The sequence below is a fragment of the Pseudoalteromonas sp. Of11M-6 genome (genome assembly GCF_022347905.1).
Lineage (GTDB): Bacteria > Pseudomonadota > Gammaproteobacteria > Enterobacterales > Alteromonadaceae > Pseudoalteromonas.
In genome coordinates this window covers 130,321-144,516 of record NZ_JAKRFW010000004.1, presented here as the reverse complement: position 1 = coordinate 144,516, position 14,196 = coordinate 130,321, and the positions used below count along the sequence as shown (strand labels likewise).

Annotated in this window: 14 protein-coding genes and 1 pseudogene; 4 read left to right on the top strand and 11 right to left on the bottom strand. The window is 42.5% G+C overall.

Features of this window, described 5'->3' with window-relative positions; translation table 11 throughout:
• A pseudogene (locus MHN32_RS03870) lies at positions 1-285 on the bottom strand (hypothetical protein); the annotation flags it as partial.
• A gap of 268 nt (positions 286-553) precedes the next feature.
• Between MHN32_RS03870 and MHN32_RS03865 the strand changes: the two are divergent.
• The gene (locus MHN32_RS03865) at positions 554-1,540 is read left to right on the top strand and encodes a tRNA-dihydrouridine synthase (RefSeq protein WP_102056513.1); all 987 of its coding nucleotides are present in this window, start codon (positions 554-556) and stop codon (positions 1,538-1,540) included.
• Positions 1,541-1,577: 37 nt separating this feature from the next.
• Positions 1,578-1,952, top strand: coding sequence for a TraR/DksA C4-type zinc finger protein (locus MHN32_RS03860; protein WP_010606408.1), 375 nt, complete (start codon positions 1,578-1,580; stop codon positions 1,950-1,952).
• On the opposite strand, the gene MHN32_RS03855 is transcribed toward MHN32_RS03860, so the two are convergent.
• From MHN32_RS03855 to MHN32_RS03810, 10 genes are all read right to left on the bottom strand, one after another.
• The gene (locus tag MHN32_RS03855; protein WP_239420936.1) at positions 1,915-2,706 is read right to left on the bottom strand and encodes a hypothetical protein; all 792 of its coding nucleotides are present in this window, start codon (positions 2,704-2,706) and stop codon (positions 1,915-1,917) included. The genes MHN32_RS03860 and MHN32_RS03855 overlap by 38 nt on opposite strands.
• 264 nt (positions 2,707-2,970) lie before the next feature.
• Positions 2,971-4,230, bottom strand: coding sequence for a tetratricopeptide repeat protein (locus MHN32_RS03850; RefSeq protein WP_174168572.1), 1,260 nt, complete (start codon positions 4,228-4,230; stop codon positions 2,971-2,973).
• An 11-nt stretch (positions 4,231-4,241) separates the two neighbouring features.
• Complete coding sequence (locus MHN32_RS03845; protein ID WP_010606405.1) at positions 4,242-4,856, bottom strand: TonB family protein; 615 nt, start codon at positions 4,854-4,856, stop codon at positions 4,242-4,244.
• Positions 4,856-5,260 carry a biopolymer transporter ExbD gene (locus MHN32_RS03840; protein WP_010606404.1) on the bottom strand — a complete coding sequence of 135 codons (405 nt, stop codon included), beginning with the start codon at positions 5,258-5,260 and terminating at the stop codon, positions 4,856-4,858. Before MHN32_RS03840 ends, MHN32_RS03845 begins: the two co-directional genes overlap by 1 nt.
• A 14-nt stretch (positions 5,261-5,274) precedes the next feature.
• On the bottom strand, positions 5,275-5,799 hold the full coding sequence (locus tag MHN32_RS03835) for a MotA/TolQ/ExbB proton channel family protein (protein ID WP_010606403.1): 525 nt from the start codon (positions 5,797-5,799) through the stop codon (positions 5,275-5,277).
• Positions 5,799-7,160, bottom strand: a complete 1,362-nt coding sequence (locus MHN32_RS03830; protein WP_029215858.1) for a MotA/TolQ/ExbB proton channel family protein — start codon at positions 7,158-7,160, stop codon at positions 5,799-5,801. The genes MHN32_RS03835 and MHN32_RS03830 overlap by 1 nt, the downstream gene beginning before the upstream one ends.
• A 6-nt stretch (positions 7,161-7,166) precedes the next feature.
• On the bottom strand, positions 7,167-7,937 hold the full coding sequence (locus MHN32_RS03825) for a DUF3450 domain-containing protein (RefSeq protein ID WP_010606401.1): 771 nt from the start codon (positions 7,935-7,937) through the stop codon (positions 7,167-7,169).
• A gap of 403 nt (positions 7,938-8,340) precedes the next feature.
• Positions 8,341-8,985 (bottom strand): CatA-like O-acetyltransferase, encoded by a 645-nt coding sequence (locus tag MHN32_RS03820; RefSeq protein WP_174168571.1) that lies wholly within the window; start codon positions 8,983-8,985, stop codon positions 8,341-8,343.
• Between the two features lie 49 nt (positions 8,986-9,034).
• The gene (locus MHN32_RS03815) at positions 9,035-10,075 is read right to left on the bottom strand and encodes a Glu/Leu/Phe/Val dehydrogenase (protein WP_239420931.1); all 1,041 of its coding nucleotides are present in this window, start codon (positions 10,073-10,075) and stop codon (positions 9,035-9,037) included.
• Between the two features lie 428 nt (positions 10,076-10,503).
• On the bottom strand, positions 10,504-12,030 hold the full coding sequence (locus MHN32_RS03810) for a fumarate hydratase (protein ID WP_010606398.1): 1,527 nt from the start codon (positions 12,028-12,030) through the stop codon (positions 10,504-10,506).
• Positions 12,031-12,194: 164 nt separating this feature from the next.
• Here MHN32_RS03810 and pabB point away from each other — a divergent pair, with 164 nt between their 5' ends.
• A complete protein-coding gene (pabB, locus tag MHN32_RS03805; RefSeq protein ID WP_239420929.1) occupies positions 12,195-13,544 on the top strand; it encodes an aminodeoxychorismate synthase component I in 1,350 nt (449 codons plus the stop codon).
• On the top strand, positions 13,534-14,094 hold the full coding sequence (locus MHN32_RS03800) for a CoA pyrophosphatase (RefSeq protein ID WP_239420927.1): 561 nt from the start codon (positions 13,534-13,536) through the stop codon (positions 14,092-14,094). Before pabB ends, MHN32_RS03800 begins: the two co-directional genes overlap by 11 nt.
• Positions 14,095-14,196: the final 102 nt, after the last annotated feature.

Genomic DNA, 14,196 nt, shown 5'->3' with positions numbered 1-14,196 from the left:
TTTAGCGTCGCCACCACATTTGCCTTCGCCGCACTTACCTTCTTTCTTACCTTTGGCGTCACCACCGCATTTGCCTTCGCCGCACTTACCTTCTTTTTTGCCTTTAGCATCGCCACCGCATTTGCCTTCGCCGCATTTGCCTTCACCAGCGTCAAGTTGATAACCGGCAGTCATTGTTTCAAAACTAAATGGATTAGCACTTGCGTCCGTCGCGGTTAACCCCGCGGTACCCGCAACAACAGCGCTTAAAGTAAGGGCAATAGAGTTCTTTTTAACGGTATTCATAATGTTTGCTCTCTCAGAAATAGTAGATTCAATAAGTAGACCCAAACGTCTAAATATTTATTTCGCTAAACGTTTAAAAATTTTAGCTGTAATACCAATTCGCTAAGTTTTGGTTTACATCCAGTTATAGTCCATCTGTTGTCTTTTTGCTATTTGCGGATAACTAGGGGCTGCTGATGACTTGCAGCAAACAATTAGCTAAAATGTCGCGCTTTTCGATGAGTCATCAGTGACTCATTTTATTTTTGTTGTATCTGAAGGTTAACACATGAAGCTTGTTCTGGCGCCGATGGAAGGTGTAGTTGATTTTAAAATGCGCGAATTACTCACAGATCTCGGCGGCTTTGATCTTTGTGTCACTGAATTTATTCGCGTCGTTGATCTCACCTTTCCACGTAGGGTATTTACTAGATACTGTCCTGAACTATTAAATGGTGGTTATACCAGAGCCGGAACACCGGTTAGAGTACAGCTTCTAGGTCAGGTTCCCCATGCGCTTGCTGCAAATGCACGAAAGGCCGTAAAGCTTGGCTCTCATGGTGTTGATTTGAACTTTGGTTGTCCTGCAAAAACCGTGAATAAAAGCCGTGGCGGCGCGGTTTTACTGAAAGAGCCTGAGCAAATCTATCAAATCATTAAAGCGGTTAGAGATGCGGTACCAGAAAAGCATCAAGTAAGTGCCAAAATACGCCTTGGCTTTGATGATGATGCCAATAGCACTGAAATTGTCGATGCGGTCCAGCAAGGTGGTGCGTCGAGTTTGGCAATACATGCACGGACCAAGCGAGATGGCTACAAACCGCCAGCGTACTGGGAAAAGATCCCCTCTTTATTATCAAGGTTAACCATTCCTGTCGTTGCTAACGGTGAAATTTGGCAAGTTGAAGATGCACTACTCTGCCAAACACGTAGCCAATGCCAAGATTTGATGCTTGGTCGCGGTGCGCTAGCCACCCCCGATTTGGCAGCAAAAATCAAAGCGCATGTTAGCGGAACTCATTATACTCCGCTTACATGGGAAAACGTGGTCTACCATATCCTCCACTCTTCCATGCATCAAGATGAGAATATGAGTGAAAAGTACTTTTCGGCTAGAACAAAACAATGGCTCAGTTATCTGAAACGTCAGTATGACGGCGCACATGTTCTTTTTGATGAAATCAAAACGCTTAAAAGCAAAGATGACGTCATGAAGGTGTTGCAGAAATATGCAATGTCTCCAGACATTGATTCAAATCATAACAGTGAAGTTTGACTGAAATGATAATGGGGTGTCGGATAGGAGAGCGCCCATGAATGAAAACACACAACACTACGAACAAAGCCTACAAGCAGAACTTGCCACACTTAGAAGCGACTTCTTGGGAGAGTTAAAAGCTTCACCCAATGAGTTTACTCATAATCTTGCCAATACCTTAGAGCTTAACCCACCTAATAAGTGGCTTGATATTGTGATGGAGAAGATAAATCCTGAGCAATTTCCACTCTATGATAGATTGATGAAAGTCGAAGCGGCATTATGCCAAATGGAAATCGGTCAGTTCGGGTATTGCTGTGATTGCGAGCAGACAATAGAACTTGAGTTGCTAGAACACGATCCAGCAACCCAACGCTGTCGCAGTTGTAAGACTAAGGCTTTAAAAAGTGGGGATATGCAGCAAAAATAGTCGCTGGGAAATAGACAAGATTAGCAATCAATTGTTGTGCTTGTTGTTCATTCAGCGCTAGTTTTGAGTTAAGCGCAACAAATGCTTGCTTTTGTGACCACCCTTGATAATGAATTCCCAAATCCACCGCCATCAAAGTCACGATTAGCGCTTTATGTTGCTCTATTGCCTTTGTACATTTTGCTACGGTCGAAGGCACATTAATAAACCCATCTCGCCAGTTGAGCCCTGCAATTCTTTGGCAGTTAGCCGGCAATAATTCCAGAATATAAGGTTGTTGAGTATCAGGCATTACCTTGAGCACATTCGCTTTGCTATTTTGATCATCAAACTTTGATAACGTCGCCAAAACTTTAGTAGGTGAATCTTGAATAGCCCCATAAAAATTGAGCTTTGATTGATACCATTCTTTTCCGTTAGGTAGTTGATGGAGTCCAAGCATAGCTCTTGGTTTATAATTACTCAGATAAGCTAACAAGGCCGAACGTGATGGTGCGTCAATATCCGAACTTTCAAGTTGGAGCATTAAAGTATCTCGCTCTAACCGGTTCAAGCGAATATTACTTTCATCGGCCTCTTTTAGTTTTACTTCTACAAACGCAAGCCACTTTCCAAGTTCATTGCTACTTACTTTATTTTTAACATTTGCCAGCACTGATATGTAAGCAGGCCAAGGCAAGTAGCGTTCAGGATATCTTTCCTGAATTCTTAAATAATCTAACTCTTTATGAGCCATAACATCTGGTTCATTCAACTCACTAGATAATAAGGCATGCCTTAGTTGTAAGTAAGCTTCTGTGAACGGTAATACACTAATTTCATCGTCCGAGGGCTTGCTTAAACCATTATTAAGAGAAAGTAGTGAAGTTCTGAGCTCTTGGTAACTTACAGTTTGCTTCTGTTCAGTACAGCCAAAAAGGAATATAAGCGTAGCCAAAGTAAAACAGATCAGTAAATGCTTTTTCATAGTTCCACATTAAAATTTAGAATCAAAAAAGCCCCTTTCGGGGCTTTTTTACTAGAGACTTACGCCTCTACGCTGTGCTTTATCTTTGATAAAACCAGACCAACTTTTAGCAAATTTGCTAGTGCGGGGATCTTCCTGCGCTTTCAAAATTGCAGAGTAAGCTTGCTTAAACTTATCCTGATAGAAATAAGCTTCAGCCAAGTCTGTATAGGTATTGCCTTTTTTCTCAGTACCGAGCTCTAACGCCTTGTTTAGTCTCACAATAGCTGCACTAAACTGCTGATCCTGAAGTAAAAGACTACCTGCTTTACCATAAAGTTCTGCGTCATTGTCAAACTTCGCAGCTTCTTCGTAATATTTAGCAGCATCGCTGATATGTTTAGCTTGGTGGTAGTAACTTGCAAGCGCTGTTACGTTCTGCTTTGTTCGTTCAATTTTGCCATCTTTGATCGCTTTTTCGAACGTTTGAGCTGCACGCCAAGGATCTTCTGTTAAAGAGTATAAGCTTCCAAGAATCTTATAATCATTCTCTTTTTCAAAATAACCTTTTTTATACGCCACCTTCATTACAGTCATACCTTTGCTGTAATCTTCGGTTTGCAAATAAAAACCACCCAGTTGTGTCCAAGCTTTCGGGTCTTCAGGGAAAACACGTACTAACTCTTCACCAACCTCTACAGCCTTTTTGAACTGTTTTAATTCAAAGTACGCCGCAACTTTCATCAGGTAGTATTGCTTATTAGGCTCTTCTACACCCGCAATCGCTTTATCAGCTGGAGCAATCACATTCGTATATTGCTTCAACTCATAATAAGCTTGAGCGATACGACCATATACTTTGGCGTCATTTTCACCAGTAAAGTCCATCCACGCTTCATAAGCCTTAATGCCTTCTGCGTACTTTTCAGTACCAAGCAAAAGGTCACCTAACAGCTTCATCAAATCGCCTTGCTCTTTGAAGTTAAGCGCGTCAGGCGCAATGGCTAGACGTGAGTATTTAATCGCTTCGGCGTAGTTTTCCTTTTGAGCATAAAGCTGGCCGAGGTAACGGTTGACTGTCGCTTTATCGAAATCATCTGAAGGATCAAGTTCGCGAAGCATTGCAATTGCTTCATCGACCTTTTCTTCATTATAGAGTTCGAACGCTTTAGCAACTTTTTTACCTACACGCTCACCCATGATCTTAGTTTTTGCCGCTTTGCGCTTCTCTATTTCTTCATAGTTAGGCGCTGCAGAAACTGAGCTTGAGTAAATACCACCAGTTAACGCTATCAAGAGAGCAAGAGCTGTAAATTTAGGTAAACTTTTCATGTCCTGCCTCCTTAATCTTGGTTTAACTTAAAGTCAAGCTGAACTGTGATGCCAGGTTGCTTTTGTGGCTTACCGTCAACAACCTTAGGACGGTATTTCCACTTGCGTAGTGCACGTTTTGCTTCACGGTCAAAGATGCGCTTCGGTTCAGCGTCGATAACTTCAATATCGTCAACTCCACCAAGCTCATTGATTGTGAATGATAAACGTACCCAACCTTCTTTGCCATCACGAGCAGCTTGAGGTGGATATTTTGGCTCGATTCGAACGATTGGTGTTGCATCACCGTCACGACCAAACTCACCAGGTCCAGATAAACCACCTGCGGTTCCACCTAGATCAATACTAGGCATATTAAAGCCGATATTTCCTGCAGTCGGATCAGCCGTGTCAGGCTGAGGCGGCTGCGGTTTAGGCGGCTGCTTTGGCGGTGGCGGCGGCGGAGGCGGGACGCGCTTCCGCTGCTGCACCTTTGATTCAGGCGGATTCGACATAATCTCGACTACGATTTGTTCCTTTTGTACATCTGCCCTATCTGCTCCTCCGGAGATAAGATATGACATGAAAAAGAACAAGCCGAGAGTTACTGCCCCACCTGCTAGAAGTGAAAACAGAAGTCGAATCATTACTGATCTCCAGCTATTGAAATCTTCAAGTTGTCGCCAGTCGCTTTAATTTGGTCCATAACCTTAACAACTACGCCGTGTTTCGCACCTTTGTCGGCTTGAATAATAATCACGTCAGTAGGCTGTTCAGCCATTAGACTTTCAAGGTTTGCACTTACACGCTCAACATCAACCTGGCGCTTATCCATCCAAATCTCACCGTTTTCACGGATTGCGATAAAGATGTTCGCGTTTTTGGTTTTTTGTGCTTGTGCCGCTTTTGGCTTGTTAACCTCAATACCAGCTTCTTTAACAAAAGAAGTGGTTACGATGAAGAAGATAAGCATAATGAATACGATGTCTAGCATCGGCGTCATATCTACTGCTGCATCTTCCTCTTCACGAAAACGTTGTTTACGTGCCATAGTTCAATCTCTCTCTAGTGATGAGGCAAGCTATCAACTAGCTTCTCTTTAGCCATTTTCGCACGTGCTTCTAGACGCGTGCTAAAGAAAACACCTGATAGTGCCGCAACCATTCCAGCCATTGTTGGTACCGTAGCCATTGAAATGCCTGAAGCCATTAATCGAGCGTTACCCGTACCTTGAGTAGCCATTGTTTCAAATACGGTGATCATACCTGTCACTGTACCTAAAAGACCGATTAATGGACACATTGCAACCAATGTTTTGATAATCAACATGCGCTCATCTAATTTTTCAGACACTTCAGAAATCCAAGCATCGCGGATTCTGTGTGCGTACCAAGACGTAGTATCTTGCCGGGCGTCCCACTTAGCGACGATTTCCTTATGCATTTTAGGAAATTCGCCGAGTAGGAACCAATAGCGCTCAATCATTAAAACCCACATTAGAAAGAGTGCCATTGCGACCACGTACAATACATCGCCGCCTGTAGCAACAAAATCCCTGATAGATTCCCATATCTCCATCAGGACTAACATTAGGCTTTCTCCTTCTCCGCGTGAGTAGCAACAATACCTGCGCTTTGCTCATCTAGGATGTGTAGAACCGCTTTACTACGACCATGTACAACAGCATGAAGTAGAATCAGAGGTAGAGCTGCAATAAGACCTAGTGCTGTTGTTACTAGCGCTAGAGAGATGTTACCTGCCATGATCTTCGGATCACCAGTACCATGTAGTGTGATTGATTCGAATGTCATGATCATACCAACAACCGTACCTAATAGACCTAGTAGTGGCGCGATGGCCGCTAGGATCTTGATGATGTTTACGCCCATCTCAATACGCGGAGTTTCACGTAGGATAGCTTCATCAAGCTTAAGCTCTAGGTTTTCAACGTCTTGGTCTTTGTTGTCGTGATATACTTTCAAGATACGACCAAGTGGGTTGTTAGTGTTAGGGTTATTTGCATTTTTGATTTGCGCTTTGATTTTACCACTAACAATGAATAGGTCTAGCATACGAACGATTGCAATCAATGCACCTAAGATAAGTAGTGCTGTAATGATGTAACCAACCGTGTCACCTTGGTGCCAGCGCTCTTCCATCGTTGCACGTTGAGTATTAAGTCGTAATAATGAACCACGAGTTGGGTCAACTGCAAACATAACAAACTTATCAGCAGATGCACCGATTAGACGCTCAACACCACCTAGTTCACCGCTTGGCTGCTTACCAAGAGGAACAATTTGCTTGTTCTCAGGATCGTAAATAACGTAGCCGTCTTTAGTGACTAGGTTGAAGTTACCAACACGTGTTACTTCTTTAACGTTTACGTCACCGTTTAGCTCAGCAACTTCAGCTTCAAACTTAGTTACTTTAGCTGATTCAGTCATTTCAGTTTGGAAAGCAATCCAAAGGTCTTCAAGTTCACGAGTAGTTGGCAGCTCTTTCGCTTCAGCTAGTGAACGAAGAACTTCAGCACGTCCTGGCTTTTCAGCACTTACAAGTGAAGCTTCGATTGAACCGATGGCATCAGCAGCTGAACGACGTACAACACCGAACATTTCACCGAGTGTACCTTTGGCATTTTCAAGCTCAACTTCTTTTTCAGCAAGTGTGATTTCATTTTGCTTGAATTGTTCATTTAAACGCTCACCACGTGCTTTCTCAGCAGCCAATTCACGCTTCGCTTTGTTCAACAATGCCTGTTTGTCAGCACGGTCGTTTAAAAACTCTTGCTCACGTTGTTTGTTGATTTTGCCTTCAGAGATACGGTTTTGTTTAACCTGTTCTAGGATTTTATCTAAGGCTTCAGTGTTTGCGTGTGCATTTAGCGCGGCACCAGCAGAAACTGTTAACGCTGCAGCAACTGCAAAACCTTTAAATAGTTTCTTCATCATTAATTACTCCGCGCCAAAGATAGGTAGGTTTACAAGTTCAGGAGCCGCTTGCTTACGTGCAATACGGATCATGCTCTTAACTGGCTTAAGATATTCTTCGCCAAGTTGATCCCACTGCTTAGTGTTGTTGTTCCAAACCCAAGCATGTTTTTGGTCGAACGACTGAGCTACGTATGCGATACGGCCAAGGCGTGCGAAGTCAACATTGATGTTTTTGCCGTTTTGTTCAAGAGAACCTTGGCTCGCAATCATTGTTGCACTGTAGTCAGTTTCAATCGTGTAAGCTTCAAGCACTTGACGGAACTTCTCAGAAGTAGTTACAGATGAGTTAGTCATGATGCTGCGAAGTTTCTCAACGCGATCTAGACGTGTTTCTTGATTAAACGGAACGTCCGCTTTGATGAATTGCTCAAGCGTATCGATCATGCGATACATCAAAGGCACAACGTCCTGTTTTGTCTTGTCAATAGTACCAATTTGACGCTCAAGAGACTCAATACTTGCATTTTGATCCGCTACAAGACGTGCAACGTGATCGTTATACACTTTAAGCAGTTCTGCTTCTTCAACTAGACCACGGTATTCCGCGATCATTTCTTGAGACTGACCGTAAAGGTTATCAATCTTTTCTTGAGACTTTTTAGCAGCCGTTTGAGTTTGTTGACCTACTTTTTGTATGTCATTCAAAGGATCTGCAATCACATTGCTGCTTGCAAAAGCTGTCGCGCCTAAAAGCGCCGTAGCTACAAGGCTCTTTCTGATTTTAACAGACATAGTTCCCAACCAATTAAGTAATGTTACTTTTATAATTTTCGCGCTCTCACCAACGTAAGAGCAACCCTGATATCATTTGACAGATATCAACTGTCCAATAATGCTAAATGCAACACGATGTGTCAACTTCACTGTGAAAACATTTTTTGTCTATAAATAAGTAATAATTATATACAAAACAAAAAATTAACATCAAAAACACAGCAAAATATACACAACCCTCGCAAAACCAACCTTTTGCATACGCTGTTTACAATATTTTACATCGGATTTATTCCAATAAATTGAATAGATATTCCAAATAGAACTTATGAATAATCTATAAAAACAGTAGTATAGTCAAAATTACTCATTGCACAGAACGCAAATTATTTCATCTTCTGCGAACTAACGCAAAATTTGTTTATCTGTCCCAAATCGCTTGATCTATTTTTTCCTGTAGAATTTGAACGAATTCAGCGACGTGTAGGCCATCCATTAAGGCGTGGTGGACTTCGATACAAAATGGCATCGTACCATCTGCTTTATTGTATTTTCCGAACACAAATTTTGGGATACCGAAGTCATCTCTACTGTGCCTTGCATGACCAAAACTGGAAAAAGATAGCCATGGAAGTATAGATACATGAACGCAATTTGGCACCTGACTTTCCGTTAAAAATTGCTCGCTGACAAGCGGCCCATTTAATTGCTCAGTTTTACTATGCAAATTGGCACTAATAAAGCGCTTGAAATCGGTTTCAGGGGCAAGCCTTACAAATCTGAAGGTTTCATCCTCCCGCAGAAAAACACTACTAATTTCTACCACATCATATTCGACCACTGTCCCCGCTTCGATTCGGTAACGAATGGGCGCATAGCTTTGCAAAGCCAACTGCAGTGCATACAGGCAGCTAAGAGAAAACGGCACTGTATTACGCTTACTCATTTCATAAACTCTTTCCATTTGTAAGCTGACGGTGACTGTAAAATATGGCTGGGTAAAATCATTGAAGAAGGAAAAATGTTCTTGGCGGGGCCAAGTATCAAGAGATAATTTCTTTTTCATACAAAAAAAGGGGCTCATGCCCCTCTCTGGTAATTAAACGGCGTTTTTATTATAGACCGTTTTCAATAATCTCTTGAGCTAATTCATCAGCAATAATATGCGTTGAAACTTTCTCTTCTTCAGAACGCTTAAAAATTTCAGTTAGCGTGTCGTAGATGCCTTCTACGTGTTTAGTCGCTGCAGCCTCATCATAACCTTCAGGTTTTGTTTCATAGTAAACATTGATGATTCCACCAGCGTTGATCACGTAATCTGGCGCATAAAGAACACCTTTTTCACGAATGATCTCACCATGACGAGACTCTGCAAGCTGGTTGTTTGCACATCCTGCAATAATTGTGGCTTTGATACGTGGAATAGTATCGTCATTTACCGTAGCACCTAGTGCACACGGCGCATATACATCAACATCTAGATCATAGATTTCATCAATACCAACAGCAGTAGCATTGAAATCATTGACCACTCTTTGTACTGACTCTTCGTTGATATCAGTAACAAATAGCTCTGCACCCGCTTCATGGAGGTGCTTACATAAAGTGTAAGCAACTGCACCCAAGCCCTGCACGGCAACTTTGATACCAGCCAAATCTTGATGACCATACTTGTGTTGGTAAGCTGCTTTAATTCCAAGGAATGTGCCTAACGCAGTATATGGAGAAGGGTTACCGCTTTTACCTTCGAGGCCCATTACGTAGTTAGTTTCTTTATGCATTACCATTACATCACCGGTTGTGATGTTTACATCTTCAGCTGAATAGTAACTACCACCTAGGCGGTCTAGGTGTTTACCAAATGCTCTGAATAGCGCTTCTGACTTGATAGTCTTAGCATCGCCAATAATGACAGATTTGCCACCACCAAATGGTAAACGTGCAACCGCATTCTTATATGTCATCCCTTTAGACAGACGCAGTACATCATATACTGCGTCTTCATCAGAGGCATAATTCCATAGACGACAGCCACCTACAGCTGGACCTAGCTTAGTATTATGTACCGCGATAATAGCTTTAAGGCCTGATGCTTCGTCTGAACAGAATACGACTTGTTCATGGTTATCAAATTCAACTTGGTTAAATACAGCCACTTTCTTCTTCTCCAAAAATTATCTATCCCATACGGGTAAGCTCTTAGGTGTGACTTTGCGTTCAATACCACACTAAGGGCAAATAGCGCTGAAATTGGCAAGACTCTATCACTAACTCTAGCACCATTCCACAAATTGAGATGATATAAACCCAATTCAAAGCAAATACAAATATTTAATTCAAAAGAAAAGAAAAAAAAGGAAAAACAAACCAAAAATAAAAACCTTAAAGGAATTTTAATTTAACTTATTGAGCTTTTCTGAAGTTACTGTTTACGTAAACGGAAGGCTAATAAGCATTGTAAACATATCAGTACAAAAAAGGAGGCTGCTAGCCTCCTCAATAATGCTTCGGATCGTCACTTTAACACCGAAGACAAATATTTAAGTGGAAAGTACCTATATGCTCTCCACTAACGCAAAACTGATCAACTAAGTTTGCTATCTAACTCTTCAATTCGTGCTTTCCAAATTGCAGGGCCTTGGGTATGCGCATTCTCACCATTGCTATCAACGGCAACCGTCACCGGCATGTCTTCTACTTCAAATTCATAAATAGCTTCCATACCTAAGTCTTCAAACGCCACAACACGAGATTTCTTAATTGCCTTAGCCACTAAGTACGCTGCGCCACCTACAGCCATAAGGTATACGGCTTTATTCTGTTTGATTGACTCGACAGTTGCTGGACCGCGCTCGGCTTTACCGATCATGCCGATAAGACCCGTTTTCTCTAACATTAGATCAGTAAACTTATCCATACGTGTAGATGTGGTAGGACCTGCAGGTCCCACGACTTCATCGCCAACAGCATCCACAGGACCCACGTAATAGATGAACTTATTAGTGAAATCGACACCTTCTGGCAAGCCTTGACCAGAATTCATCATTTCTTGCAGACGTTTATGCGCTGCATCTCGACCAGTTAAGATCTTGCCAGAAAGCAGGACAGTTTCACCCATTTTCCATTCTTGGATATCTGCTTTGGTCAAAGTATCTAAATTGACACGACGCGTATCTTCACCTACTTCCCAAGTCACTTCTGGCCAATCTTCGAGCTTTGGTGCTTTTAGATCTGCAGGACCTGAACCATCTAGTGTGAAATGTACGTGGCGTGTAGCGGCACAGTTAGGGATCATTACCACTGGCTTAGACGCTGCGTGTGTTGGTGCTGTTTTGATTTTAACGTCAACAACGGTTGTTAAACCACCAAGACCTTGTGCCCCAATACCAAGTTTGTTTGCACGTTCAAAAATTTCTAGACGCAGTTTTTCTTCTGCGGTTTCGGCACCGCGTTCCATCAGCTCATGGATATCAACTGGATCCATTAAAGACTCTTTTGCCAATACAGCCGCTTTTTCTGCTGTACCACCAATACCTATCCCTAGCATGCCCGGAGGACACCAACCAGCGCCCATTGTCGGTAATGTTTTTTCTACCCATTCTGCAACATCATCTGATGGGTTTAGCATCACCATTTTAGTTTTGTTTTCAGAGCCGCCCCCTTTCGCTGCAATCATCACTTCAACTTCAGCACCAGGTACTAAGTCAATGTGTACTACCGAAGGCGTATTGTCTTTGGTGTTTTTACGGCTACCTGCCGGATCGGCAACGATTGATGCACGTAGCGGGTTATCTGGGTTCATATAGGCACGACGAGTTCCCTCATCTACCATTTGTTGTACCGTCAAGTCAGTTTTATCCCACTTAACGTCCATACCGACTTTAACAAAGCAGGTTACTATCCCAGTGTCTTGACACAGCGGGCGCTTACCTTCTGCTGACATCCGTGAGTTAATTAAGATCTGTGCAATTGCATCTTTCGCGGCCTTACTTTCTTCTTTTTCGTAGGCTTTTTCTAATGCTTGGACAAAATCAAGTGGGTGGTAAAATGAGATATATTGAAGCGCATCTTCAATGCTATCAATAAAGTCTTGCTGACGGATTGTACTCATGACGGTTCCTCAATTTTCGACGGTATTTTTTGGTATTGAAACTTTCGCTGGCAATTGTTGTTATTCAGCGTCAGAAAGTCAATTTCAATACCTTAAACTATGGAATAGCAGGTAACTATGATAACCTCCCCGCCCGTTTGGGGCTAGCTTTGCAGGTCAAGTAAATGATAAACGAGCGAATAAACTGTACGAAATTAGACATTAGGCACAATGCACTAGAATTATTTGAACACTTTGCAAACGGATCTCAGGCTATCCTGTTAGATTCAAGCGATTCTGATCACATCAATAGCCGCTACGATATCATTGCGATTGCACCAATTAATTTACTTGAAGCTAAAGACGGAAATGTATTTTTAGACGGCAAGCTGCAGAGTGAATCTATATTTACTGTGATGAAAGATAAGCTTACCCAGTATAGTAATTGCAGTGCTCCTTATGATTTACCTTTTAACGGCGGTTGGCTTGGTTATTTTGGCTATGATCTCGGCCGTTATATTGAACACATACCACATTGTGCGGAACATGATATTAAGCTACCCGACGCCTGTGTTGGCTTGTATCCAGACGCGTTAATTTATGACAAAGTACACAAAGCTTGGTTTTATGTGTCGCAACCTAATACACAAAGGCTAGAGATGTATTTGCAGCGGCTCGAGGACACCTCAGCGTTCGAGCCATTTAGGCTGACGTCACAGTGGCAGTCAAACATGACTAGAGCACAATACGAGCAAAACTTTGAGCGCATTCAATCTTATTTGTTAAGTGGCGACTGTTATCAAATAAACCTAGCACAGCGATTCACTGCTAACTTTGAAGGAACTCCGTGGCTCGCGTATAAAAAGCTTCGAAACCACAACCAAGCGCCTTTCTCAGCATTTTTTAACTTAGGCAATAGTGCTATTGTTTCTGTGTCACCAGAGCGCTTCATCCAAGTTAAAAACAATATTGTAGAAACTAAGCCGATCAAAGGCACCTTGCCAAGATTACCAAATACTGACGCCGATAAAGCGCAAGCTGAGAAACTGAGAAACAGCAGCAAAGACCGAGCCGAGAATGTCATGATAGTAGACCTACTACGTAACGACTTGGGTAAAGTGGCCAAGCCAGGTTCTGTCGCGGTTCCATCACTCTTCGCAATCGAGAGCTTCCCTGCTGTTCACCATCTAGTAAGCACGGTAACGTCTAAACTGGCAGAAGGAAAATGTGCAGTTGATCAACTCGAAGCCGCCTTCCCCGGTGGCTCCATAACAGGTGCACCTAAGATCCGCGCCATGGAGATCATCGAAGAGCTCGAACCTCACAGACGTAGCGTTTATTGCGGCTCAATCGGTTACCTCAGCGCCTGTGGCAACATGGATACCTCTATCACTATCAGAACCCTAGTTTGTCATCAAAATAAGATACATTGCTGGGCAGGTGGTGGCATAGTCAAAGACTCTCAAGTACAGTTAGAGTTTGAAGAGACTTACCACAAAGTGAATAAAATTCTCCCGGTATTAAATGAAGATTGATCAGGTAATATCGCAATTTATGTTGGCGCCCATCATGGCGCAAACACCAACCACATTGCATACTCTAAAGCAAAGTGCGGTGCTTATTCCTATTGTTGATGTAAACACTCGAGCCCACCTGTTGTTTTGCAAACGCAGCAGCGAATTACCGAGCCACCCGAGTCAAATTTGCTTTCCTGGCGGCAAAGTCGAACAACAAGATAGCAATATCATCAACACAGCACTACGCGAAACCGAAGAAGAGATAGGTCTGACAATCTCTGAGTCTCAAGTACTGGGCATATTGCCGTTTATGCAAACGCTCACCGGCTACCAAATCACCCCCGTTGTTGCTTCTGTACAACAAGATGCGACTTGGGTGAATCAAAGCGACGAAGTGCAACACACATTTACGGTGCCATTAAACCAATTAAGCATGGCCAAGAATTGGCGAACCTTCCATTTTACCAATAAAGGCAAACCCGTTTCACTCGACGGATTTATGACACCATATGGCTTACTGTGGGGCGCAACGGCAAAAATCGTCAAACAGTTCACCGCCCTATTTTAGCCCTTAACTGGTAAGACCTTTTATAAAATCCACCTCCACCTTGCAGATTAGGGACCTTTCTATCATGCTTACTGCAAAACTGGCATATACTTTTGCCGATTA